This is a genomic window from Actinomadura sp. NPDC023710, from assembly GCF_040639875.1.
In the GTDB taxonomy this organism is placed as follows: domain Bacteria; phylum Actinomycetota; class Actinomycetes; order Streptosporangiales; family Streptosporangiaceae; genus Spirillospora; species Spirillospora citrea.
In genome coordinates this window covers 32130-55147 of record NZ_JBFAGB010000055.1, presented here as the reverse complement: position 1 = coordinate 55147, position 23018 = coordinate 32130, and the positions used below count along the sequence as shown (strand labels likewise).

The following is a 23018-nucleotide window of genomic DNA, read 5'->3' as shown; positions in this document are numbered from 1 at the left end:
CGGTCTGGTGCCCCCAATGCCAACCGGATGGGGCATAGCAAGGCGGCATCGGGGCGCCTGACCCGTAAAAACCGCGTGCGATCGCTGGCATCGCTCCGGCTCGCCTTGCGGCTCGCTGCGCGATCAGATTCTTGCTTCGCTCGAATCTGCCTTCGGACGCGATCGCGACTGTTCAGGTCGTCGCGTGGCTGGGGAAGGGGTTGGGCTTGGTGGGCCCGTTCTTCCCCAGCTGAGCCTGGTGCGTTCGCCGGGTTGCTCTTGGTGCTGATCCCGGCGTACCGCCTGTCCCGGCTCGGGTGGTCAGATGAGAGCCGCGTCTAGGGTGATCTTGGTTCCGGTGAGGGCCTTGCTTACGGGGCAGCCCTCCTTGGCGGTCTGGGCGGCCTTCTCGAAGTCGGACGCGGACAGGCCGGGGACGCTGGCCCGGACGGTCAGGTGGATGCCGGTGATGCCCTCGCCCGGCTGGAAGGTGACCTCGGCCTTGGTGTCCACCTTCTCCGGCGGGGTGCCGGCGCCGGCGAGGCCGTGCGAGAGCGCCATCGAGTAGCAGGTGGAGTGCGCGGCGGCGATGAGCTCCTCGGGGCTCGTCCGGCCGCCCGGCTCCTCCGACCGCGACGCCCAGGTCACGTCGTAGGTGCCGAGCTTCGAGGAGTCAAGCGAGACCGTCCCCTGGCCCTCCAGGAGAGAGCCTTCCCAATGCGCGTTCGCGGTGCGTGTCGTAGCCATGCCCCGATTCTTCACCATGGCGCGCCCGATGGATCACCCGAACCGCGGGAACGCCCCGCGCCGGTGGCCGGCGCGGGGCGTTCCGTCTGCGGATCGGTGCTAGGCGACGTTCACCGCGGACCAGGCCGCGGCGACGGTGTTGTACTGGGTGCTGCCCGCGCCGTAGAGGTCCTTGGCCGCGTTCAGCGTCGCGGTGCGCGCGCCCGCGTAGTTGGTCGAGGACGTCATGTAGGTGGTCAGCGCCCGGTACCAGATCTTCGTGGCGGCGTCCCGGCCGATGCCGGTGATCGTGGAACCGTTGGAGGTGGGGCTGTTGTAGGAGACGCCGTTGATCGTCTTCGCCCCGCTGCCCTCGGACAGCAGGTAGTAGAAGTGGTTGGCGACGCCCGAGGAGTAGTGCACGTCGAGGTTCTTGGTGCTGGTCGACCAGGAGTCGGCGGAGCTGCCGTCCTTGCTGGGCTTGTCCATGAAGCGCAGCGCGGGCTTGCCGAAGCCGGGCAGGACGACCTCCTCGCCCACCAGGTAGTCGCCGACGTCGCCCGAGTTGTTCGCGTAGAACTCGACGGCGGCGGCCATGATGTCGGACGTCGCCTCGTTGAGCCCGCCGGACTCGCCGCTGTAGGTGAGGTTCGCGGTGGAGCTGGTGACGCCGTGGCTCATCTCGTGCGCGGCCACGTCCAGGGACGTGAGCGGGCCGAGCTGGCTGCCGTCACCGTCGCCGTAGGTCATGCAGAAGCACGAGTCGTCCCAGAAGGCGTTGGCGTAGCCGCTGCCGTAGTGGACGCGGTTGTAGGACCCCTTGCCGTCGCCCGCGATGCCGGTGCGGCCGAAGACGTTCTTGTAGAAGTCCCAGGTCTCGTTGGTGCCGAACTGGGCGTCCACGGCGACGGTGGCGCGGTCGGCCGTCGTGCCGCTGCCCCAGTGGTTGTCGGCGTCGGTGAACAGCGTGGCGGGGGCCCGGTGGAAGCACCAGCTGAGGAAGCAGAGGTCGGTGTCGTTCTGGGCGTCACCGGTGTAGGTGTTGCCGCGCGTCGGGTCCTTCAGCTGGTAGGTGCTGCCGGACAGCGTCGTCTGGAGCGGGACCGTCCCGGTGTAGAGGGACTTGCCGTCGCCCGCCTCGGTCTTGACGGTCTCCTCGCTCAGCAGCACCTTGCCGGTCGCGGCGTCCACCGAGGTGAAGACGCGGCTGGGCGTCCCGTCGGCCTTCTTCCCGACGGTCTGGACGCGCCAGGCGAGGCGCGGCGCGTGGTCGGCGGTGCGGGACTCCACGACGAGAGCGGGGGAGCCGTCGGCCTTGCGGCTCTTGGTGACGGCGCGCTTCTGGGCGGTCTTGGCGGAGACCTCCGGGCTGGAGTCCGACGGCGCCTTGGCGAGGGTGAGGCTGGTGCCGCGCCACGCCCCGGCCGCCGTCTCGTGGACGACGATGTCGCCGCCGAGGACGGGGAGGCCGTTGTAGGTGCGGGTCATGCGGGTGTGCGAGGTGCCGTCGCGGTCGATGCCGACCCTGACCACCTGGAAGGCCTGCCCGTCGCCGCCGCGCACCTCGGCGCCGCGGCCGGTGAGCGACCGGAGCGCGTGCTCGGCGGCGGCGCGCGGACCCGGTGGGGACGCCGGCTGCCGCGCGGAGGCGGGGAGCGCGGTGGCGGCCGACGCGAGCAACGTCGCCGAGGCCAGGAGCGTGATCCTTCGGCTGGTGAACGCCCGTCTTGTCATGAACGCCCTCTCGTGCGGGCGCCACGCTCCCCCGAGAACCCTCCGTCGGGCCCGCCGTGGCGACGGGACCTTTATGACATAGGGCTACTGGGAAGTAGATGTAGCAATTTGACAAGAAACGCCTACAGTGCGTGTGAAATACCGGCTCTGTCCAAGTTCAGGGGCGGCTTCGAACCGGTGGGCACGCGGGCGCGGGGTTTTCGGGCTTCAGGACGGCTTCGCGGCGCAGTTCGCGCATGTCCCGAAGACCTCGACGGTGTGGGTGATGTCGACGAAGCCGTGCTCGGCGGCGATCGTGTCGGCCCAGCGCTCCACGGCCGGGCCCTCGACCTCGACCGTCCGGCCGCAGTCGCGGCAGACCAGGTGGTGGTGGTGCTGCTCGGTGCGGCAGGCGCGGTACACGGCCTCGCCCTCGTCGGTGCGCAGCACGTCGACCTCGCCCGCGTCGCTGAGCGCCTGCAGCGCCCGGTAGACGGTGGTGAGGCCGATCTTGGAACCGTCGGCGCGCAGGTCGGCGTAGATGTCCTGGGCGCTGCGGAATCCCTCGCAGCCGGCCAGCACCTGCCGTACCGCGTCCCGGCGGGCCGTCGTCATCCCCTCAACACCTCCGCCTCGGCATCCACGCGCGGCGGGGCGCCGGGCCCGGCGTCCCCCGCGGCGACGGCTCCGGCCGCGGCGCGGGAGCGCCTGCGGCGCACCACCGAGCCCCCGGCGACCGCGGTCACGAACACCGCGAGCGCCAGCAACACGATCGAGGGGCCCGGGGGAAGATCGTACTGGAAGGAACCCGCCAGGCCCGCCACGGCCGACAGTACACCGATCCCCATCGCGGCCAGCATCGTGCTCCAGAATCCCCGCGTGAGCTGCTGCGCCGCCGCCACCGGGACGACCATGAGCGCGCTGACGAGCAGCAGCCCGATCGCGCGCATCGAGATCACCACCGTGACCGCGGCGGTCGCGGCGATCAGCACGCTGAGGAACCGGACGGGAAGCCCGGCCGCCCGCGCGACCTCCTCGTCCTGGCAGAGCAGGAACAGCTCGCGGCCGAACAGCGCGACGATCGCCAGCACGACGGCGGCGAGCCCCGCGACGACGTACAGGTCGTTCACGGTCACGCTGCTGATCGAGCCGAACAGGTAGGACTGCAGGCCCGCCGAGCCGCCGCCGTCGACGCTCGTCAGGATGACCCCGCCCGCCAGCCCGCCGTAGAACAGCAGGGCGAGCACGGCGTCCGCGCCGCTGCGGCTGCGCGCCCGCAGGACCTCGATCGCGACGGCGCCGAGCACCGACACCACCAGCGCGCCGAGGACGGGGGAGGTGCTGGTGAGCAGCCCCAGTCCGATGCCGGTCAGCGCGATGTGGCCGATGCCGTCCCCGAGCAGAGACAGCCTGCGCTGGACGACGAACGTCCCCACGGCGGGGGCGGTCAGCCCGATGAGCACCGCCATCACCAGGGCGACGCGCATGAAGTCGTATTGCAGCATCTCGCTCACGCCGGCCTTTCGAGGGGCTTGCGGGCGGTCTCGCGGACGACGCGGCCGTGCCCGAGTTCGACCGCCCGGGTGACGAGCGGTTCCATCGGCCCGAGCTCGTGCGCGACGAGGACGACCGTGCGCCCGGCGCGGGCCAGTTCGTACAGCGCCGACGCGAGCGCCGCCTGGCTGCCCGCGTCCACGCCGGCGGTCGGCTCGTCCATCACGAACGCGTCGGGCTCGCCCGCGAGGGCGCGGGCGATGAGCACCCGCTGCTGCTGGCCGCCCGACAGCAGGTGCGCCGAGTCGCGGGCCCGCCCGGTGAGCCCGACCGTCTCCAGGGCGCGTTCGACGGCGGCGCGGTCGGCCGCCCGGTCGGCGAGCGGCGCCGGCCGCCAGCGCGACCGCCGGGCCACCCGGCCGGACGCCACGACCTCGCGGACCGTCGCCGGCACTCCGCCGCCCATCGGCAGCCGCTGCGGGACGTACCCGATCCGCCGCCAGTCGCGGAACCGCGCGGGCGGCTCGCCGAAGATCTCCGTCCGGCCGGCGGCCAGCGGGACGAGCCCGAGCAGCGCCTTGACGAGCGTGGACTTGCCCGCCCCGTTCGGCCCGAGGACGGCGAGCACGTCCCCCGCCTGCACCCGCAGGTCGACGTCGGCGAGCACCGCGCGGCCGTCCCGCCGGACGAGGCCGCCGGTGATCGCGAACGGCGGGGCGGTGGTCTCGTTCATGAGCACTCCAGCGCGGGCCGCAGGGTCCGCAGGTTCTCTCGCATGATCGTCATGTAGTCGCCGGACGCCCCGTCCGCCACGCCCTCGGCCGGGTCGAGGACGGCCGTCCGCACGCCCGCCTCACGCGCCAGGCTGCCGGCCACCTTCGAACTGGCCAGGGTCTCGGTGAAGACCGTCGTCGCGCCGGTGGAGGAGACGAGCCGCGCCAGCCCCGCCAGCCGTTTCGGGGACGGCTCCCCGGACGGGTCCACGCCGGCGACCGGGATCTGCCGGAGCCGGTAGCGGTCCGCGAGGTAGCCGAACGCGGCGTGCGCGGTCACGATCTCCCGGCGCGCGCAGGAGCGCAGGCCGTCCTGGAACTCGCGGTCGAGGCCGGTCAGCGCCCGCGCGGTGGACCGGGCGCGCTCCCGGTAGCCGGCCGCGCGGCCGGGGTCGGCGGCGGCCAGCCGCTCGCCCAGCGCGGTGGCCACGGTCGCCATCCGGCTCGGGTCGAGCCAGATGTGCGGGTCATAGGACGCCTCGCGGTGCCGTACGCCGTCGTGGGCCTCTTCGTCGTCGGTCTCGCCGGGCGGGGGCAGTTTCGGCACGAGGCTCGCGGCGTCGAGCGACCCGCCCTTCGCGTGCTTGCGGACCGCGTCGTCCACGGCGGGCTGGACGCCCTTGACGTAGACGGTGTAGTCGGCGTCCTGGACGTTCGCGACCTGCCGCGCGGTCAGCTCCAGGTCGTGCGGCTCGGTTCCGGGCCGGGTGAGCGTCCGGACGAACACGTCGTCGCCGCCGACCTTCCCGGCGAGCCAGGCCATCGGGTAGAAGGACGCGACCACCGAGGTCCTGCCGGGCGGGACGTCCGCGCCCGCGTCGGCGCAGGCCGTCAGGCCCGCCGCGAGCCCGGCCAGGGCGATCGCCGCCGGCGCGGTTCGCAGGGCTGTGCGGAGAGGGGGCACATCATGATTATGGACGAAGATGAAAATGGTTGTCAAAACCGACCGATGCCGCGTCCCAGGGCGAATCCCACCAGGACGGCCAGCGCGGCGAGGCGCAGGACCCGTCCCGAGCCGTCCAGCGAGGGCCAGTTCAGGTAGGCGAACCAGCCGAGCGCGGCGGCGAGCACCAGCAGTCCGGCCGCGGCCACCCAGCCGGTCCCGGCCATGCCGACCACCAGCAGCGCGAACACGGCGGCGAGCAGGACCCACCGCGGCAGCCGGTGCAGGAACACCACGGGCACCGCGCTGCGCCGCTCGACGGCCGCCCGCAGCCCCGTCGCGCGCTCACCTCTCGTCTCCACACGCCCAACGTACTGCCAGGATGGACGGATGATCGCGATAACCCGGTACCGGGTGCCGGACGAGGACGCCGGCGGATTCGCCGAGGGCATGACCGCGGTGCTGGCGGCGCTGGCCGCGAGCACCGGCTTCCGCTCCGGCCGCCTCGCCCGGACCGTCGACGACCCCGGCCTGTGGGCCCTCGTCACCGAGTGGGACGGCGCCGGGCACTACCGCCGCGCGCTCGGCGCCTACGAGGTGCGGCTCCGGTTCATGCCGCTCGCCGCCCTCGCCGTGGACGAGCCCGGCGCCTACGAGGTGGTCTCCTCCGCCTGACCGGCCGCCCGGGCCGTCCGCCGCGGGCCCGGTCAGAATGCGGGCAATCGGCGGTCAAGAAGCGACCCATCCCGGTTTCGGCGCCTCCGCCGAGGTCATCCCTACCGCACATGATCATGCCGTGGCCTGCGGGGGAGCTGTGATGCGCCATGCCGTCCTGTTCAGTGTGTCGTCCGGGGCGGCGGCCTTCGCCGCCGCCCTCACCGTCGCCGGAACGGCCCCCGCGCGGCCCGCGGCCCATCAGGCCTCCTCGCTCTCCCTGAGGGGGCCGGCGGGGAGCGGGGGGAGCCCGCACGGCCGCGTGGTCGAGTACCGGGGGCTGCGCGTCCCCGTCCCGGCCGGCTGGGAGGTGCACCGGCTCGACCGGCATCCGTCCCAGTGCGTCCGCTACGACCGGCACGCGGTCTACCTCGGCAGTCCCGGCCCGCAACCGGACTGCCCGGCCCGCGCCGTCGGGCGCACCGAGGCCGTCCACATCCAGCCCGCGGGGCGCGGGCGGACCGCGCGGACCGTCGTGCACGCCGACAAGCTCGCCTCGCTGACCGTGCCGCGGACCGCCGACCACGAGATGCGGCTCACCCTCCCCGAGGCCGGGGTCACGATCACCGGCGTGTACGGCAGGGATCCGGGGACGCTCCAGCGGATCCTGCGGGGCACCCGGCTCTCCGGCCGGTGGACCGCCGGGCCGTCCAAGCCGGACGTCCGCCGGATGGCGACCGCCGTTCCCTCGGCGCCGCCCGAGGGGACGGCGCCCAGCGGAGGCCCGGTGCCGCCCGACGGCCCGGTGCCCGCCGAGAGCCCGTCGACCGGCCAGGGGACGGCGCTTGAGCGCCCGTGGGTGCGCGGCAGGGGGTTCGACACCTGCACGGCTCCGTCCCTGGCGACCATGAGGGCCTGGCGGCCCTCGTTCAAGGTCACCAACATCTACATCGGCGGAGTGGCGCGCGGATGCGCCCAGCCGAACCTGACCGCGTCGTGGGTGAGGCGGGTGCGGGCCATGGGCTACCGCCTCACCGCCACCTACGTGGGCCTCCAGGCCCCGTGCGGCGCGCACGCGCAGCGCTTCACCGCCGGAAGCGCCTCCCGGCAGGGCACCCGGGCCGCCGCGGACGCGGCCCGCAGGGCCAGAGCGCTCGGCATCCCGGCGGGCAAGCCGCTCTACTACGACATGGAGGCCTACAACCACAGGAAGGGCACCTGCAGGGCCGCCGTCCTCCGGTTCGTCGACAAGTGGGTCGACCGGCTGAAGACCGAGGGCTACCAGCCGTGCCTCTACAGCAGCGCCAAGTCCGGCATCCGCGACGTGGGACGGTCCTCGCTCAGCAAGCCCTCCTGCGTCTGGTTCGCCAACTGGGACCGCCGGGCCAAGGTCTATGGCGACCCGTTCGTGCCGGACGCCTGGTGGACGCCGCACCGCCGCGTCAAGCAGTACCGCGGCGGGCACCGGGAGACGCACGGCGGGGTGACCCTGAACGTCGACAGCGACATCGCCGACGGGCGCGTTTACTAGTTCCTGCTCAGGGGCCCCCGTGCCCTAAGCTGGGGGCATTCTCCGGCTGCGGCGGTGACCGCGCCGGAGCACATCACCGGGGATCACACTCGCCGCCGCCCGCCGTCGCCGCGGGACGGGGGCACTCACTGTTCCCGCCGACCGCCAGCCGGATGGAGAATCTTTCATGGCACGCCGTTCCGATGTGCTGGACACGATCGTCAACCTCGCCAAACGGCGGGGCCTGGTCTACCCGTCGAGCGAGATCTACGGCGGTCTCCGCGCCTCCTGGGACTACGGCCCCCTCGGCGTCGAGCTGAAGAACAACGTCAAGCGCCAGTGGTGGAAGTCGATGGTGCAGGGCCGCGACGACGTCGTCGGCCTCGACTCGTGCGTCATCCTTGCGCGCGAGGTCTGGGAGGCCAGCGGCCACGTCCAGGCGTTCGTCGACCCGCTCACCGAGTGCCAGTCCTGCCACAAGCGCTTCCGGGCCGACCACCTGGAGGAGGCCTACGAGGAGAAGCACGGCCGCCCGCCCGCGAACGGCCTCGCCGACATCTCGTGCCCGAACTGCGGCGTGAAGGGCTCGTTCACCGAGCCGAAGATGTTCAACGGCCTGCTCAAGACCTACCTCGGCCCCGTCGAGGACGAGTCGGGCCTGGCCTACCTGCGTCCCGAGACCGCGCAGGGCATCTTCATCAACTACCTGAACGTCCAGCAGTCCGCGCGCCGCAAGGTGCCGTTCGGCATCGGCCAGATCGGCAAGTCGTTCCGCAACGAGATCACGCCCGGCAACTTCATCTTCCGGACCCGCGAGTTCGAGCAGATGGAGATGGAGTTCTTCGTCAAGCCCGGCAGCGACGAGGACTGGCACCAGTACTGGATCGACGAGCGCATGCAGTGGTACGTCGACCTCGGCATCAGCAAGGAGAACCTGCGGCTGTTCGAGCACCCGCAGGAGAAGCTGTCGCACTACTCCAAGCGCACCGTCGACGTGGAGTACCGCTTCGACTTCGTCGGCAGCGAGTGGGGTGAGCTGGAGGGCATCGCCAACCGCACCGACTACGACCTGACGACGCACTCCAAGGCGTCCGGCGCCGACCTGTCGTTCTTCGACCAGGAGTCCGGCGAGCGGTTCACCCCGTTCGTGATCGAGCCCGCGGCGGGCGTCGACCGCTGCACGCTCACCTTCATGATGGACGCCTACGCCGAGGACGAGGCGCCGAACGCCAAGGGCAAGATGGAGAAGCGCGCCGTCATGCGGCTCGACCGGCGGCTCGCCCCCGTCAAGGTCGCGGTGCTGCCGCTGTCGCGCAACACCGACCTGTCCCCGAAGGCCCGCGACCTCGCCGCGCAGCTGCGCCGCAACTGGAACGTCGACTTCGACGACGCCGGGGCCATCGGCCGCCGCTACCGGCGCCAGGACGAGATCGGCACCCCGTTCTGCGTCACCGTGGACTTCGACACCCTGGAGGACGACGCGGTGACCGTCCGGGAGCGCGACTCGATGAGCCAGGAGCGCATCGCGCTCAGCCAGGTCGAGTCGTTCCTCGCCGCGCAGCTCGTCGGCTGCTGACCCGGCTCCGGGCGACGCCCCGGTGACGATGTGACGGGCCGCCCCGCGTGGGGCGGCCCGTACCGTTCCGGGAGCGCGTCATAGGAGGGCTTACCGTCTCCTCGGGAGCTCCGTTCCAGCCTCCGGTCAGCCGGTGACGTAGAGGGACTGGTTGAAGGTGCCGGATCCGGCGACGGTCTCGCCGCGCAGCGCGTACGTGGCGGTGACGCCGGCGGTGGTCGGGCAGAGGAAGCTGCTGCCCGACTGCTTGTTGACGGTGGCGTTCTGCACGCCGACCTGCGCCTCGCCGCTGCTGGTGACGGGCCGCGAGGCGTTGTCGCCGTTGTAGCCGTTGGCGGTGAGGTTGCCGCCGAACACGCAGGTGATGCCGCCGAGGATGTTGATCACGGCCTTCACCTTGAAGTTGGCGATCGTGACGGTGGCGTCCCGGCCGCCGGTGTGGCCGGCGTCGAAGGTGACGTTGCCGCCCGTCCACGGCAGGTTCTGCGCGGTGATCGTCGCGCTGGTGCTGCCGCTGCAGGCGCCGCCGCCGTCGCCGGTGAAGGTGGCGGCGCTGACGTTCAGCGCGCTGCCGTCGGAGTTGATGGAGCCGGTCATCGTCGACTGGCTGCAGGAGCCGCTGCCGAGCGAGCTGCTGACCGTCGCGGTGCCGAGCAGTGAGGCCTGCACTCTGCCGGAGTAGGCGGCGGCCGTGGCCGAGCCCTTGCGGATGGTCGTGCCCGCGGCGTACGCGGGGGCGACCCCCGCGGCGAGGACGGCCAGTGCGGCGGTCCCGACGATCGCGGTCTGTCTGATTCGTGCCACCGGAGACTCCTCTGTCCGGTTCGGGGTGGGCATACGCGAAAGTAATTCACATAAATGGCGCGGGCAATGGCGGGCGGCCGGCTGCGGCTTGGCCAGATCGGGACACCCGCCAGTGTCTGCTGGTAAGCCCATACGGCCGGGGGCGGGCCAGGTCTTTGTCACGCCCGCCCGCCTTGACGGACGCGCCCGCGCGGGAAACGCCTGCTGAGCCCGGACGGCGGCGCCGGCCCCGCGAACGTGGGCTAGGTTGGCGGGAACCGTCGGGCGAGCGAACCGCCGGCGATCCGGGGAGGAGGGCGGAATGGGCGACGCGCACCATCCCGCCTCCCGGCGGCCCGTCGCGCGGCTGCTCGTCGTCGTGCTCGGCCTTCTCGGCTTCGTCGCCGGACCGGTCGGGGCGGGCATGCCGGCCGGGGGCACGCCGGGCCGGGCGTCCTCCACCGGCACGATCTCCGGCGTCCGGATCGGGGCGGTGCCCCAGGGGCCGGCCCGCACCCGGATCACCACCAAGACGCGCACGGCCGGACGCACGCAGACCGCCATCGCCGCCACCGCGCTCCACGCGGCGGGGGCGGCGGCGCCGTACTCCCAGCCCGAGCACGCGACGCCCCCCGCGTCCGGCGCCGAGGTCCGGCCGCCGTCCGGGCGCCTCGTCCGGGCCGCCTCCGCGCACATCGCGCCCGAGATCGCGCCGCGGGGTGCCCCGCGCGGTCGCGCCCCGCCCGCCTCCACAGGGATCTGAGCTCTCTGTCCCCGGTGCCGCACGCCGACGTGCGGCACCGAAGTCCCCGCGTGGAGGTTCCCCTTGACTCGCGCCAACGTGGTGCGGGCGGTACTGGCGTTCGCCGTGCTCGCCACATCGTTCTACTTCGCCTGGTCCAAACCCGCCCGCCTCGGCCTCGACCTCCGCGGCGGCACCCAGATCGTCCTGGAGACGCAGGACTCCCCGGCCGTGAAGGCCGACCGGGAGTCCACCGACCGCGCCCGCGAGGTGCTGCACCGGCGCGTCGACGCGCTCGGGGTCGCCGAGTCGTCCATCACCCGGTCCGGGGACCGGCGGCTGATCGTCGAGCTGCCGGACGTCCAGGACCCGACCCGCGCCGCCGCGGCCATCGGCAAGACGGCGCAGCTCACGGCCCACCCGGTGCTGGCCGGTGCCGGCACGCCGGCGCAGGGGCAGCAGCTGATCCCCGACGAGAGCGGGCAGCAGATCCTGATCGGCCCCGCGGCGCTCACCGGCGCCGGGATCGGCTCGGCGGGCGCCTCCTACGACCCGCAGAACCTCGGCGGCTGGGCCGTCGACGTCCGGTTCAAGGGCAGCGGGGGCGACACCTGGGAGCGGCTGACCGCCAAGGCCGCCTGCGCGGCCGGCGACGAGCGCCGCGTCGCCATCGTGCTGGACGGCAAGGTGATCTCCTCGCCCCAGGTCACCGAGAGCGTCGCCTGCGGCGTCGGCATCACCGGCGGCTCCACCCAGATCACGGGGGACTTCAGCCCTGCCGAGGCCAAGGACCTTGCGGCGCTCATCCAGGGCGGCTCGCTGCCCGTCCCCGTGAAGATCATCGAACAGCGGGTGGTCGGCCCGACGCTCGGCGACGAGGCGATCGACGCCAGCGCCCGCGCCGCCGTCATCGGCATCGTCCTCACCGGCCTGTTCATCGTGGCCGTCTACCGCCTGGCGGGCCTGCTCGCCACGGTCGCGCTCGCCGGGTACGCGCTGATCTCCTACGGCGCCCTCGTCGCGGTCGGCGCCACCCTGACGCTGCCGGGGCTCGCCGGGTTCGTCCTGGCCATCGGCATGGCGATCGACGCCAACGTGCTGGCCTTCGAACGCGCGAGAGAGGAGCGCGCCGCGGCGCCGGGGCGCAGCGCGCGGACGGCGCTGGCCGTCGGGTTCACCAAGGCGTGGTCGGCGATCGCCGACTCGGCCGCCACCACCGTGCTGGCCGCCGGCCTGCTGTTCTTCCTGGCCTCCGGGCCGGTGAGGGGCTTCGGCGTCACGCTGATCATCGGCGTGCTGGGCTCCCTCGTCTCCGCGATGCTGCTGAGCCGGGTCCTCACCGACGCCGCCGCCGCGCGCATGCCCCGGCTCAGCAAGGGCAGGGCGGGCGGTATCGGCGGCGCCGGCCGCATCCGGCGGTGGCTGGAGGAGAGCGGCCCCGACCTGATGAGGCGCAGCCGCCTGTGGCTCGGCGTCTCCGCGCTCGCCGTCGTCCTCGCCGTCACGGGGATCTTCTCCCGCGGCCTGAACTTCGGCGTGGAGTTCACCGGCGGCCGCCTGGTCGAGTACTCCACGTCCCGGCACGTCGACATCGACACCGCCCGCGCCGCCGTCGCCGACGCGGGGTTCCCGCGCGCCGTCGTCCAGACCTCGGGGAAGGACGACATCTCGGTCCGGACGGCCGATGTGAGCAACGCGGAGGAGAAGCGCATCCAGGACGCCCTCGCGAAGGAGGGCGGCGGCGCCGCCAAGCAGCGCGACGAGCTGATCGGCCCCAGCCTCGGCGACGAGTTGCGGACCAAGGCCCTCATCGCCCTCGGCGTGGCCCTGCTGGCCCAGCTCGCCTACCTGACGATCCGGTTCCGCTGGACGTTCGCGGCGGGCTCGGTGATCGCCATGTTCCACGACATCGCGATCGTCACCGGGATCTTCGCCTGGCTGGGCAAGCCGATCGACGGCGTCTTCCTCGCCGCGCTGCTCACGATCATCGGCTACTCGGTGAACGACTCGGTCGTCGTGTTCGACCGCGTCCGGGAGTTGTGGACCGCGAACCCCAGGGGCCGTTTCGCCGACATCGCCAACCGGGGCACGCTGCAGACGGTCCCACGAACGATCAACACCGGTGTGGGCGCCCTGTTCATCCTGGCGGCGCTGGCCGTCCTCGGCGGCGACTCCCTCACGGACTTCGCCATCGCGCTCCTGATCGGGATCGTCGTCGGCACCTACTCCAGCGTCTTCACCGCGACGCCGCTGGCGGTCGTCCTGGAACGCCACACCAAGACCCCGCCGCCCCAGCGCAAGCAGAAGCCCGGACCGGTCCGCCGCACCCCCGACAACTCAGGCGCAGTCGTCTGACCCACCCGACCCGCCGCCGCCCACCGGGCGGCGGCGGCCCGGGACGTCACTTCTTCGGCACGAACGACCGCTTCAACGGCCCGTGCCTCCCCGTGATCAGGCAGTAGACGTCCCGATCGCCGAACTCCCAGCTTCTCTCGTTCGGCGCTGAGAACGTGGGGTCGACGCGGTCGAGCGGCGGGTCGCTACCCCAGATGTCCACCGCGCGCTTCGCGCAGTCGGCGATGACCATCTCCTCAAGTCTCTTGCTCCCCGGGTACATCCTCCCCTGGAGCTTGTACGCCGAGAGCACCTGGAACTGATGGGGCAGGGTGCATTCCACGACGGGAGAGTTCATGTACTCGTCCCACTTCTCCAGGCAGTCGCCCTGCTCGTACGCCGTCACGTACTTGGGGACGATGAAGGCGCGGACGATCGGGGCTGTGAGCGTGTTGTCTTCGCCGACGTAGACGAGCATGCACGTGACATCGCGTTTCCCGCGTTCCCAGTCCTTGCGTTCCGGAACCTCGGCCCGCGGGTCGAAGTCGGCGTCGATGATTTTCTTCACGTTGCCCGGCGTGCGTTCCTTGCACAGCGCCGCCGCCTGGGCGGTGAGCCGCTGCACTCCGGGGAACGGGCCTGCGGGCAGTGCGGCCTCGGCGATCACCTCACCGTTGTGGGGGTTGTTGCAGGGGCTGGGATACACGTACGGGTCGGCCGAGTCGTGGGTCTGCGCCGTGAAGCAGTCACCCACCTTCAGCGTCGACGGCAGAACGTAGCCGTCCGGGCGACGCGGGGCGGATCCTCCGTCTCCGGCGGAGAACAGCGAATCACCGAACAGCGCAACGGTGATGGCCGCCGCGGCGAGCCACGCTGCAGAGGCACCGAGCCCGCCGAGGGCTAGGCCCCTGCCCCTGCCTCCCCGGCGGCGGATCTGCACCAGGGCGATCACGGCGAAGGCGATCGCGAACAGGGCCAGGCCCAGGGCGCCGGTGACCAGGGCGATGATGGCGAACCGGTTCGACCGCGCCCGGACGGAGGCCACGCCGGCAACGGGAGACGGCGGGACGGCGGCGGTGGAAGACGCCCCGCCCGGCATGCCGGAGGGCGCCTTCGGCTCGGGGGTGAGCGTGTCAGGTGGAGCCCAGACGGGCGAAGCGGGGGTTCCCGGGGCGTCGTCAGGGGGCGGTGGCGTGGTCACGGCGAGACCGTAGGCCCGACTCCGGGTCAGGGGCGGGGTTTCGGGGTGGTCGTCGCCTAGTCGTGATCAAGGAATCCCGTGGCCGGGGACGGCCCGGCCACGGGTCCGGGGGGTCAGGCGAGGGGCGGCTGGTCCGTGGGGTTCTCCGCCCTGATCACCTGCATGACGGCGTTGATCAGCGCGAGGTGGGTGAACGCCTGGGGGAAGTTGCCGAGGTGCCGGCCGGTGTGCGGGTCGATCTCCTCGGCGTACAGCTGCAGCGGGCTCGCGTAGGACAGCAGCTTCTCGCACAGGGCGCGCGCCCGCTCCAGCTCGCCGACCATCACCAGGGTGCTGACCAGCCAGAAGGAGCAGATCGTGAAGGTGCCCTCGTCCGACTCGAACCCGTCGTCGGTCTCCGCCGCGCGGTAGCGCAGGACGAGGTCGTCCTCCGACAGCTCGTCGGCGATGGCGAGGACGGTCTCCCGGACGCGCTTGTCGTCGGCGGGCAGGAAGCCGAGCAGGGGGATCAGCAGCGCCGAGGCGTCGAGGGCCGTCGCGCCGTAGTGGGCGGTGAAGACGCCGCGCTCGTCGAGCGCGTTGGCGAGCACGTCGGCGTGGATCTCGTCGGCCGCCGCCTGCCAGCGGCGCGCCCGCTCCTGGTCGCCGCGGATGCGGGCGAGCCGCGCCCCGCGGTCGGCCGCGACCCAGCAGAACACCTTGGAGGAGGTGAAGTGCTGCGGCTCGCCGCGCACCTCCCACATGCCGCAGTCGGGCGTCCGCCAGTTGGCGAGGGCGTCCTCGACCTGCTTGACGACGATCTTCCACAGCCGGTCGTCGAGCCGGTCCCGCTTGCGCACGAACAGGTAGATGGAGCCGATGATCGCGCCCCACACGTCGTGCTGCGCCTGCATGTACGCCTCGTTGCCGATGCGCACCGGGCGGGCGTTGTCGTAGCCGGTGAGGTGGTCGAGCGTGGACTCGGGCAGTTCCTCGCGCCCGTCCAGCCCGTACATGATCTGCAGCTTGCCCTCGGCGGCCTCGGCGACGTCGGTGATGAAGTAGAAGAAGTCGTTGGCCTCCCAGTCGTAGCCGAGCGTGTAGAACGCCCAGAGGGCCATCGTGGAGTCGCGGATCCAGGTGTAGCGGTAGTCCCAGTTCCGGTCGCCGCCCGGCGTCTCCGGCAGCGACGTCGTCGCCGCGGCCGCGACCGCGCCGGACGGGGCGAACGTCAGGCCCTTCAGGGTCAGCGCGCTGCGCTGCAGGTGGCTGCGCCACGGGTGGTCGGGGAACCGGCCCCGGTCCAGCCAGTGCTGCCAGTGGTGGACGGTCCAGACGAGCCGGTCCTGCGCCTCCTCCCACGACGAGGGCGCCGCGTGCTCGCTCCAGGACAGTGCCACGAACCGGGACTCGCCCTGCTTCAGCAGCGTCCGGGACGTGGCGAGCGACCCCTCGAACCCGACGTTCATGTCGGTGGTGAGCCGCAGGCCGACGCCGTTGCCGCGCGCGACGGCCTCGTGGTACCCGGAGCCGGTGTGCTCCCAGCGCGCGGGCGTCTGCCCGTAGTCGAACACCGGCATGCAGTCGAGCCGGACCTGCACCTGCCCGTTCACGCACCGGACCATCCGCAGCAGGACGTGGTCGGCGTCGTAGTCGGTGGGCGCCCTGCGGTGCGTGTGGGACCGTTCCGTCTCGTGGTGCCAGGGGCCCATGAGCAGCGCGTCCGTCACGACGAGCCAGCCGCCGTGCACCCACCAGGTGGTCTCCATCACCATGGTCCCCGGGATGTAGCGCTGCGCGGCGGGCACCTCCACGCCCGCCGGGCCGACCCGGAAGTATCCGGCGTCGCGGTCCAGGATGGAGCCGAACACGCTGGGCGAGTCCATCCTGGGCAGGCACATCCACTCGATGTTGCCGCTCGGTGCGACCAGGGCGGTCGTCTCGCAGTCGGACAGGAACCCGAAATCGGCGATGGGGGCGAACGGATCTCCCGCCCGGCCGCCGGCGACCTTCGGCCTCACAACGTCACCTCCTTGATTCATCATTCCCTCTCACGCGCGATGGGCATGTCTTGGGTACGGGCCGCCTCCCCGGGACGGGGCGCCCGGGTAGTGCGGTTTATTGCGGTGTGTCGCTGGTCTCCCTAGTGGAATAGACCACTATCTGCAGTCTGAGCTGGGATAACTCCCCTCGGCGCACCGGGCGCCGAGCAAGGCTCGTGTTCGCGGGTACAGTCCCGGCAAACAGGGCAGCGGACCCGCCGCCGCCTGGGGTGATGCGATGCCGCGCGCCCCGCGGAGGCGGGCCCGGAACTGCCACTGGGTGGAACCGGAGCGAGAAGGAGCTCCCCGTGCGGAAGTTCGTGTACGACTTCACTGAGGGAAACAAGGACCTCAAGGATCTCCTGGGGGGCAAGGGCGCCAACCTGGCCGAGATGACCAATCTCGGGCTGCCCGTGCCGCCGGGGTTCACGATCACCGCGGAGGCATGCCGGCACTACCTCGAGCACGGGAGCCTGCCCGACGGCCTGGCGGACGAGGTGAACCGGCACCTGGCCGACCTGGAGTCCGCGATGGGCAAGAAGCTCGGCCAGAGCGACGACCCCCTCCTGGTCAGCGTACGGTCCGGCGCCAAGTTCAGCATGCCGGGAATGATGGAGACCGTCCTCAACGTCGGGTTGAACGACGAGTCCGTGCACGGCCTCGCCGCCCAGGCGGGCGACGAGCGGTTCGCGTGGGACTCCTACCGCCGGCTGATCCAGATGTTCGGCAAGACCGTCATGGACATCGACGGCGACCTGTTCGAGGACGCCGTCGAGGACGTCAAGCGGGCCCGGGGCAGCGACGACGACGGGGACCTGACCGCCGGGGACCTCAGAGAGCTCGTCGACCGGTTCAAGGTCATCGTACGGGAGAAGGCGGGCCGCGAGTTCCCGACCGACCCGCGCGAGCAGATGGACCTGGCCGTCGAGGCGGTGTTCGACTCCTGGAACGCGCCGCGCGCCATCCTCTACCGGCGGCAGGAGCGCATCCCCGTCGACCTCGGCACGGCCGTCAACATCTGCTCGATGGTCTTCGGCAACATGGGCCTGGACTCGGGGACGGGCGTGGCCTTCACCCGCGACCCCGCGACCGGGCAGCAGGGCATCTACGGCGACTACCTGCAGAACGCCCAGGGCGAGGACGTCGTCGCCGGCATCCGCAACACCGTCGCGCTGACGGAGCTGGAGCGCATCGACAAGGCGTCCTACGACCGGCTCGTCGAGATCATGGAGACGCTGGAGAACCACTACCGCGACATGTGCGACATCGAGTTCACGATCGAGCGCGGGAAGCTGTGGATGCTGCAGACCCGGGTCGGCAAGCGGACCGCCGGCGCGGCGTTCCGGATCGCCTGCCAGCTGCTCGACCAGGGGCTCATCGACCTGGACGAGGCCGCCCGCCGCGTCACCGGCGACCAGCTCGCCCAGCTCATGTTCCCCCGCTTCACCGACCGGGTGGACGGCGTCCAGAAGATCACCAAGGGCATGAACGCCTCGCCGGGCGCGGCCGTCGGCAAGGCCGTGTTCACCTCCGAGCGCGCCGTGGAGCTGGCCGGGCGGGGCGAGGAGGTGATCCTCGTCCGCCGCGAGACCAACCCCGACGACCTCTCCGGCATGGTCGCGGCCAAGGGCGTCCTGACCTCCCGCGGCGGCAAGACCTCGCACGCCGCGGTCGTCGCCCGCGGCATGGGCAAGACGTGCGTCTGCGGCGCCGAGGAGCTCGACGTCGACGTCAAGGGCGGCAGCTTCACCGCGCCCGGCGGCATCACGGTCAGGGAGGGCGACGTCATCTCGATCGACGGGTCGTCCGGCGAGGTCTACCTCGGCGAGGTGCCCGTCGAGGACTCGCCCGTCGTCCGCTACTTCGAGGGGCAGCTCTCGACCGAGGACGGCGGCGACCTGGTCAAGGCCGTGCACCGCGTCATGGAGCACGCCGACGCGCGGGCCGCGCTGAAGGTCCGCGCGAACGCCGACAACCCCGAGGACTCCGCCCGGGCCCGCCGGTTCGGCGCCGCCGGCATCGGGCTGTGCCGCACCGAGCACATGTTCCTCGGGGACCGGCGGCAGCTCGTCGAGAAGCTCATCCTCGCCGAGGACGACGACGGGCGGCAGGCCGCGCTGGACGCCCTGGAGCCGCTCCAGAAGAGCGACTTCGAGGGCATCTTCGAGGCGATGGACGGACTGCCCGTCACCATCCGGCTCATCGACCCGCCGCTGCACGAGTTCCTCCCCGACATCACCGAGCTGTCGGTCAGGGTCGCGCTCGCGGGCGACGAAGCGGACGCCAAGGACCGGAGACTGCTCGAAGCAGTCAACCGACTGCACGAGCAGAACCCTATGCTGGGCCTGCGCGGCGTGCGGCTCGGTTTGGTGATTCCCGGTCTGTTCGGCATGCAGGTGCGCGCGATCGCCGAGGCCGCGGCGGCGCGCAGGAGGGCGGGCGGCGACCCGCGCCCGGAGATCATGATCCCGCTGGTCGGCGCGGTCCAGGAGCTGGAGGCCGTCCGGGACGAGGCGCGCGGCATCCTCGCCGCGGTCAGGGAGTCGAGCGGGATCGACGTGCCGGCGCTGATCGGCACGATGATCGAGCTGCCCCGGGCGGCGCTGACCGCCGGGCAGATCGCCGAGGCCGCCGAGTTCTTCTCCTTCGGCACCAACGACCTCACCCAGACGACCTGGGGTTTCTCCCGCGACGACGTCGAGGCGGCGTTCTTCTCCCGCTACCTGGAACTCGGGATCTTCGGGGTTTCGCCGTTCGAGACCCTCGACCGCGAGGGCGTCGGCAGGCTCGTGCGCATCGCCGCCGAGGAGGGCCGCCGGGCGCGCCCCGGCCTCAAGCTCGGCATCTGCGGCGAGCACGGCGGCGACCCCGACTCGGTGCACTTCTGCCACGAGGTGGGCCTCGACTACGTGTCCTGCTCGCCGTTCCGGATTCCCGTGGCGCGGCTGGAGGCGGGCCGCGCGGCCATCGAGGCCGCGGACGCCCCGGGGGGCAGCGACAGCCGCTGACGTCCCGCCCGGCGGCCGGCCCCCCGCACGCCCGGAATCGGCCGCCGGGACCGATGTGGGACGGATGACACGCCGACCTGGCGAACCTGGCGCGCATGCCGGAACATCTCACTAACGTGTCCGATGCGATGACGTTGGAAGCGGAGTTGCCGGAGTTCACGCCGGAAGACGATGAGACGGACCGGCCCGAGGACCGGGCGGACGGGCCGCGGCGGCGCCGTGGGCGCGGGCGGTGGCGCCGGTCGCCCTGGTTCACGATCCCCGCCGGGGTCCTCACGGGGCTCCTGGCGATCGCGGTGCTGACGCCGCTCACCGTCGGGCTGCGGATCTGGCACCAGGCCCGCCAGGACGAGCGGCCGCGCTCCGACGCGATCATCGTGCTGGGGGCCGCGCAGTACAACGGGGTGCCGTCCCCGACGCTGAAATGGAGGCTCCAGCACGCCCTGGAGCTGTACCGCGGCGGGGTCGCGCCGGCCATCGTGACGGTGGGCGGCAAGGCGCCCGGCGACAACTACACCGAGGCCGGGGCCGGCCGCGGCTGGCTGATCACCAAGGGCGGCGTGCCGGCCTCCCGGGTCTTCGAGGTGCCCGTCGGGCGCGACACGCTGGAGAGCATGAAGGCCGTCGGCAAGGAGTTCGACCGGCACCACTGGTCGTCGGGCGTGATCGTCACCGACCCGTGGCACGGGCTGCGCTCCAAGAAGATGGCCGAGGACAGCGGCATCGAGGCCGCCGCGTCGCCGACCCGCAGCGGCCCGAGCGTGCAGACCCGCGACACCCAGTTCCACTACATCGTCCGCGAGACCGGCGGGTACCTGTCGTACGTGCTGCTGGGCAAGAGCGTCCAGGTGCCGGACGAGACCATCAAGCGCATCCACATCGACCCGTCCGAGACGCCGTCGACGTCTCAGCCCCCGTCCTCCTCGTCGTCTCCGCCCCGGTCCTCGCCGTCGCCGGGCGGCTGAGGACCCCCGCGGCCCTCTACCCTGGATAGGGACATGACGATCAACGTGACCACGGGCTACGACGGCCGTGACAAGGAACGCTGGGCGCCCGAGCCCCCCAAGCGGCGCGACCGCACGGCGTTCGAGCGCGACCGGGCCCGGGTCCTGCACAGCGCCGCGCTCCGCAGGCTGGCCGCCAAGACGCAGGTGGCCTCGCCCAGCGCCGACGCCGTGGCCGACACCGTCCAGAGCCTGCGCACCCGCCTCACCCACTCGCTGGAGTGCGCGCAGGTGGGCCGCGAGCTGGGCAAGTCGCTCGGCTGCGACCCCGACCTGGTGGAGACGGCCTGCCTGTCGCACGACATCGGGCATCCGCCCTTCGGGCACAACGGCGAGTACGCGCTCGACATCGTCGCGCGCGACTGCGGCGGGTTCGAGGGCAACGCGCAGAGCCTGCGCGTCCTGACCAGGCTGGAGCCCAAGTCCTTCGGTGTGGAGGGCCCGCCCCTGCACGGCCGCAGCGTCGGCCTCAACCTGACCCGCGCCGCGTTGGACGCCGCGATGAAGTACCCGTGGTCGCAGGCCGAGGCCGTGAACGGCAAGTTCGGCGTCTACGACGACGACGCGGACGTGGCGCGCTGGGTGCGCGACGGCGCCGAGCCGGGCCGCACCTGCTTCGAGGCCCAGGTCATGGACTGGAGCGACGACGTCGCCTACTCCGTCCACGACCTGGAGGACGCGCTGGTCGCCGGGCACGTCGACTTCGGCCGCCTCGCCGACCCCGCCGAGCGCCGCCTCGTCGCCGCCACGGCGGCCAAGCTGTACTGCCCCGACGCCGGCCAGGCGGAGCTGGAGGAGCGCTTCGCCGTGCTGCTCGCCGAGCCCTACTGGCCCGACCGCTACGACGGCACCCCGCGCAGCCTCGCCGCCCTCAAGAACCTGACCAGCACGCTGATCGGTCGGTTCTGCCTGGCCGCCGAGACCGCCACGCGGGAGGCCTACGGCGACCGCCCGCTCACCCGCTACGCGGCGGAGCTGATCGTCCCGCGGCCGCAGTGGCTGGAGAACGCCCTGCTCAAGGGCGTCACGGCGCACTACGTGTGGATCAGCCACGAGGAGGTCAGGGCCCGCCAGCGGACGCTGATCACCGAACTCGCGGAGATGATGCTCGCGGGGGCGCCGGACACGCTCGACCCGGGCTTCCGGGACGCGTTCACGGACGCCTCCGACGACGCCGCCCGGCTGCGCGCCGTGATCGACCAGATCGCCTCCCTGACCGACCTGTCGGCGATGGCCCGCCACCGCATGCTGGGCGGACGCGGGTACTGACCCGCGGGTACGGGCCGGCGCGGAGGGACACGCCTCGACGCGCCAGTCGATGGACCCTTGTCTCGTGGCATAGGCCGCTGTAGGGATAGCTACAGGTCCACTACAGGAGGTCACCATGCCCGAGGAGACGTTCGTCATCGCCGGCGCGAGCCTGGCCGGGGCCAAGGCGGCCGAGACGCTCCGCGAGGAGGGCTTCGCGGGCAGGGTGCTGCTGGTGGGGGAGGAGATCGAGCGGCCGTACGAGCGGCCTCCGCTGTCCAAGGGGTTCCTGCTGGACAAGGAACCCCGGGAGAAGGCCCACGTCCACGAGGCGGACTGGTACGACAAGCACGACGTGGAGTTGCGGGTCGGCACGTCCGTCGCGTCCATCGACCGGGGCGCGCACCAGGTCCGGCTGTCCACCAAGGAGCCGGTCTCCTACGACAGGCTGCTGCTGGCGACGGGCGCCTCCCCGCGCCGGCTGGACGTGCCGGGCTCCAAGCTCCAGGGCATCCACTACCTGCGGACGATGGCCGACTCGGCCGCGCTGAAGCAGGCGCTGGCGCCCGGCGGACGCCGGGTCGTGGTGGCCGGGGCGGGCTGGATCGGGCTGGAGGCGGCGGCCGCCGCCCGGGAGCACGGCAACGAGGTGACGGTCATCGAACCGGAACCGGTGCCGCTGCACGCCGCGATGGGGCCCGAGCTCGGCGGGATGTTCGCCGACCTGCACCGCGAGCACGGCGCCGTCCTGCGGATGGACGAGGGCGTGGCCGGGTTCTGGGGCGCCGGGCAGGTGTCGGCGGTCGTGACCTCCGGCGGCGCCGAGGTGCCCGCGGACGTCGTGATCGTCGGCATCGGGGTGCGGCCCAACAGCGGGCTCGCCGAGGAGGCCGGGCTGGAGGTGTCCGACGGGATCCTCGTCGACCAGTCGCTGCGCACGTCCGACCCCGACATCTACGCGGCCGGGGACGTCGCCAACGCCTACCACCCGCTGCTCGGCCGCCGGATCCGCGTCGAGCACTGGGCGAACGCCCTGAACGCGGGGCCCGCCGCGGCCCGCGCGATGCTCGGCCAGGACGTCGTCTACGACCAGATCCCCTACTTCTTCAGCGACCAGTACGACCTCGGCATGGAGATGTCGGGCGTCGCGGCGCCGGGGGAGTACGACGAGGTCGTGTACCGCGGGGACGTCCCGGGACGGGAGTTCGTCGCGTTCTGGCTGTCCGGCGGCCGGGTCGTCGCCGGCATGAACGTCAACGTGTGGGACGTCACCGGGGACGTCCAGGCGCTGATCCGCTCCGGGCGCCCGGTGGACGCCGCCCGCCTCGCCGACCCGGGGGCGCCGCTCGCGGACCTGGTGTGAGGCGGC

Annotated in this window: 19 protein-coding genes; 9 read left to right on the top strand and 10 right to left on the bottom strand. The window is 72.3% G+C overall.

Annotated elements, in window-relative coordinates:
• Positions 1-300: 300 nt before the first annotated feature.
• The 7 genes from AB0H37_RS40395 to AB0H37_RS40365 all read right to left on the bottom strand — a co-directional run bounded on the left by AB0H37_RS40395 (position 301) and on the right by AB0H37_RS40365 (position 5930).
• Positions 301-726 carry an OsmC family protein gene (locus tag AB0H37_RS40395; RefSeq protein ID WP_360617897.1) on the bottom strand — a complete coding sequence of 142 codons (426 nt, stop codon included), beginning with the start codon at positions 724-726 and terminating at the stop codon, positions 301-303.
• Between the two features lie 99 nt (positions 727-825).
• Entirely contained in the window at positions 826-2439 is a 1614-nt protein-coding gene (locus AB0H37_RS40390) for a M4 family metallopeptidase (protein WP_329093602.1), read from the bottom strand.
• Between the two features lie 207 nt (positions 2440-2646).
• Positions 2647-3033, bottom strand: a complete 387-nt coding sequence (locus AB0H37_RS40385) for a transcriptional repressor (protein ID WP_089312674.1) — start codon at positions 3031-3033, stop codon at positions 2647-2649.
• Positions 3030-3932 carry a metal ABC transporter permease gene (locus AB0H37_RS40380; RefSeq protein WP_179833588.1) on the bottom strand — a complete coding sequence of 301 codons (903 nt, stop codon included), beginning with the start codon at positions 3930-3932 and terminating at the stop codon, positions 3030-3032. The genes AB0H37_RS40385 and AB0H37_RS40380 overlap by 4 nt, the downstream gene beginning before the upstream one ends.
• Positions 3929-4645: a metal ABC transporter ATP-binding protein gene (locus tag AB0H37_RS40375; RefSeq protein ID WP_360617894.1), complete on the bottom strand. Its 717-nt coding sequence runs from the start codon at positions 4643-4645 to the stop codon at positions 3929-3931. The genes AB0H37_RS40380 and AB0H37_RS40375 overlap by 4 nt, the downstream gene beginning before the upstream one ends.
• Positions 4642-5589 carry a metal ABC transporter substrate-binding protein gene (locus tag AB0H37_RS40370; RefSeq protein ID WP_360617892.1) on the bottom strand — a complete coding sequence of 316 codons (948 nt, stop codon included), beginning with the start codon at positions 5587-5589 and terminating at the stop codon, positions 4642-4644. The genes AB0H37_RS40375 and AB0H37_RS40370 overlap by 4 nt, the downstream gene beginning before the upstream one ends.
• A 32-nt stretch (positions 5590-5621) precedes the next feature.
• Positions 5622-5930 (bottom strand): DUF6703 family protein, encoded by a 309-nt coding sequence (locus tag AB0H37_RS40365; protein WP_329093591.1) that lies wholly within the window; start codon positions 5928-5930, stop codon positions 5622-5624.
• A gap of 28 nt (positions 5931-5958) precedes the next feature.
• On the opposite strand from AB0H37_RS40365, the gene AB0H37_RS40360 reads away from it, so the two are divergent.
• The 3 genes from AB0H37_RS40360 (at position 5959) to AB0H37_RS40350 (ending at position 9308) form a co-directional block, all read left to right on the top strand.
• Positions 5959-6243: an antibiotic biosynthesis monooxygenase gene (locus tag AB0H37_RS40360; RefSeq protein WP_329093589.1), complete on the top strand. Its 285-nt coding sequence runs from the start codon at positions 5959-5961 to the stop codon at positions 6241-6243.
• Positions 6244-6385: 142 nt separating this feature from the next.
• A complete protein-coding gene (locus AB0H37_RS40355; RefSeq protein ID WP_360617890.1) occupies positions 6386-7753 on the top strand; it encodes a DUF1906 domain-containing protein in 1368 nt (455 codons plus the stop codon).
• A 166-nt stretch (positions 7754-7919) separates the two neighbouring features.
• On the top strand, positions 7920-9308 hold the full coding sequence (locus AB0H37_RS40350; RefSeq protein WP_179833594.1) for a glycine--tRNA ligase: 1389 nt from the start codon (positions 7920-7922) through the stop codon (positions 9306-9308).
• 126 nt (positions 9309-9434) lie between these two features.
• On the opposite strand, the gene AB0H37_RS40345 is transcribed toward AB0H37_RS40350, so the two are convergent.
• Positions 9435-10112: a hypothetical protein gene (locus AB0H37_RS40345; protein ID WP_360617887.1), complete on the bottom strand. Its 678-nt coding sequence runs from the start codon at positions 10110-10112 to the stop codon at positions 9435-9437.
• Between the two features lie 301 nt (positions 10113-10413).
• On the opposite strand from AB0H37_RS40345, the gene AB0H37_RS40340 reads away from it, so the two are divergent.
• Both AB0H37_RS40340 and secD read left to right on the top strand, forming a co-directional pair.
• Positions 10414-10854: a hypothetical protein gene (locus tag AB0H37_RS40340; RefSeq protein WP_329093582.1), complete on the top strand. Its 441-nt coding sequence runs from the start codon at positions 10414-10416 to the stop codon at positions 10852-10854.
• Positions 10855-10917: 63 nt separating this feature from the next.
• Positions 10918-13188: a protein translocase subunit SecD gene (gene secD / locus AB0H37_RS40335; protein WP_360617885.1), complete on the top strand. Its 2271-nt coding sequence runs from the start codon at positions 10918-10920 to the stop codon at positions 13186-13188.
• 46 nt (positions 13189-13234) lie between these two features.
• Here secD and AB0H37_RS40330 read toward each other — a convergent pair whose 3' ends face one another.
• On the bottom strand, positions 13235-14368 hold the full coding sequence (locus AB0H37_RS40330; RefSeq protein WP_360617884.1) for a septum formation family protein: 1134 nt from the start codon (positions 14366-14368) through the stop codon (positions 13235-13237).
• Between the two features lie 113 nt (positions 14369-14481).
• On the bottom strand, positions 14482-16368 hold the full coding sequence (locus AB0H37_RS40325) for a glycoside hydrolase family 15 protein (protein WP_229809881.1): 1887 nt from the start codon (positions 16366-16368) through the stop codon (positions 14482-14484).
• Between the two features lie 329 nt (positions 16369-16697).
• Here AB0H37_RS40325 and ppdK point away from each other — a divergent pair, with 329 nt between their 5' ends.
• The 4 genes from ppdK (at position 16698) to AB0H37_RS40305 (ending at position 23012) form a co-directional block, all read left to right on the top strand.
• Entirely contained in the window at positions 16698-19397 is a 2700-nt protein-coding gene (ppdK, locus tag AB0H37_RS40320; protein ID WP_329093578.1) for a pyruvate, phosphate dikinase, read from the top strand.
• 128 nt (positions 19398-19525) lie between these two features.
• Positions 19526-20362, top strand: a complete 837-nt coding sequence (locus AB0H37_RS40315; RefSeq protein WP_360617882.1) for a YdcF family protein — start codon at positions 19526-19528, stop codon at positions 20360-20362.
• Positions 20363-20395: 33 nt separating this feature from the next.
• Positions 20396-21670: a deoxyguanosinetriphosphate triphosphohydrolase gene (locus AB0H37_RS40310; RefSeq protein ID WP_329093573.1), complete on the top strand. Its 1275-nt coding sequence runs from the start codon at positions 20396-20398 to the stop codon at positions 21668-21670.
• A 115-nt stretch (positions 21671-21785) separates the two neighbouring features.
• On the top strand, positions 21786-23012 hold the full coding sequence (locus tag AB0H37_RS40305; protein ID WP_360617881.1) for an FAD-dependent oxidoreductase: 1227 nt from the start codon (positions 21786-21788) through the stop codon (positions 23010-23012).
• Positions 23013-23018: the final 6 nt, after the last annotated feature.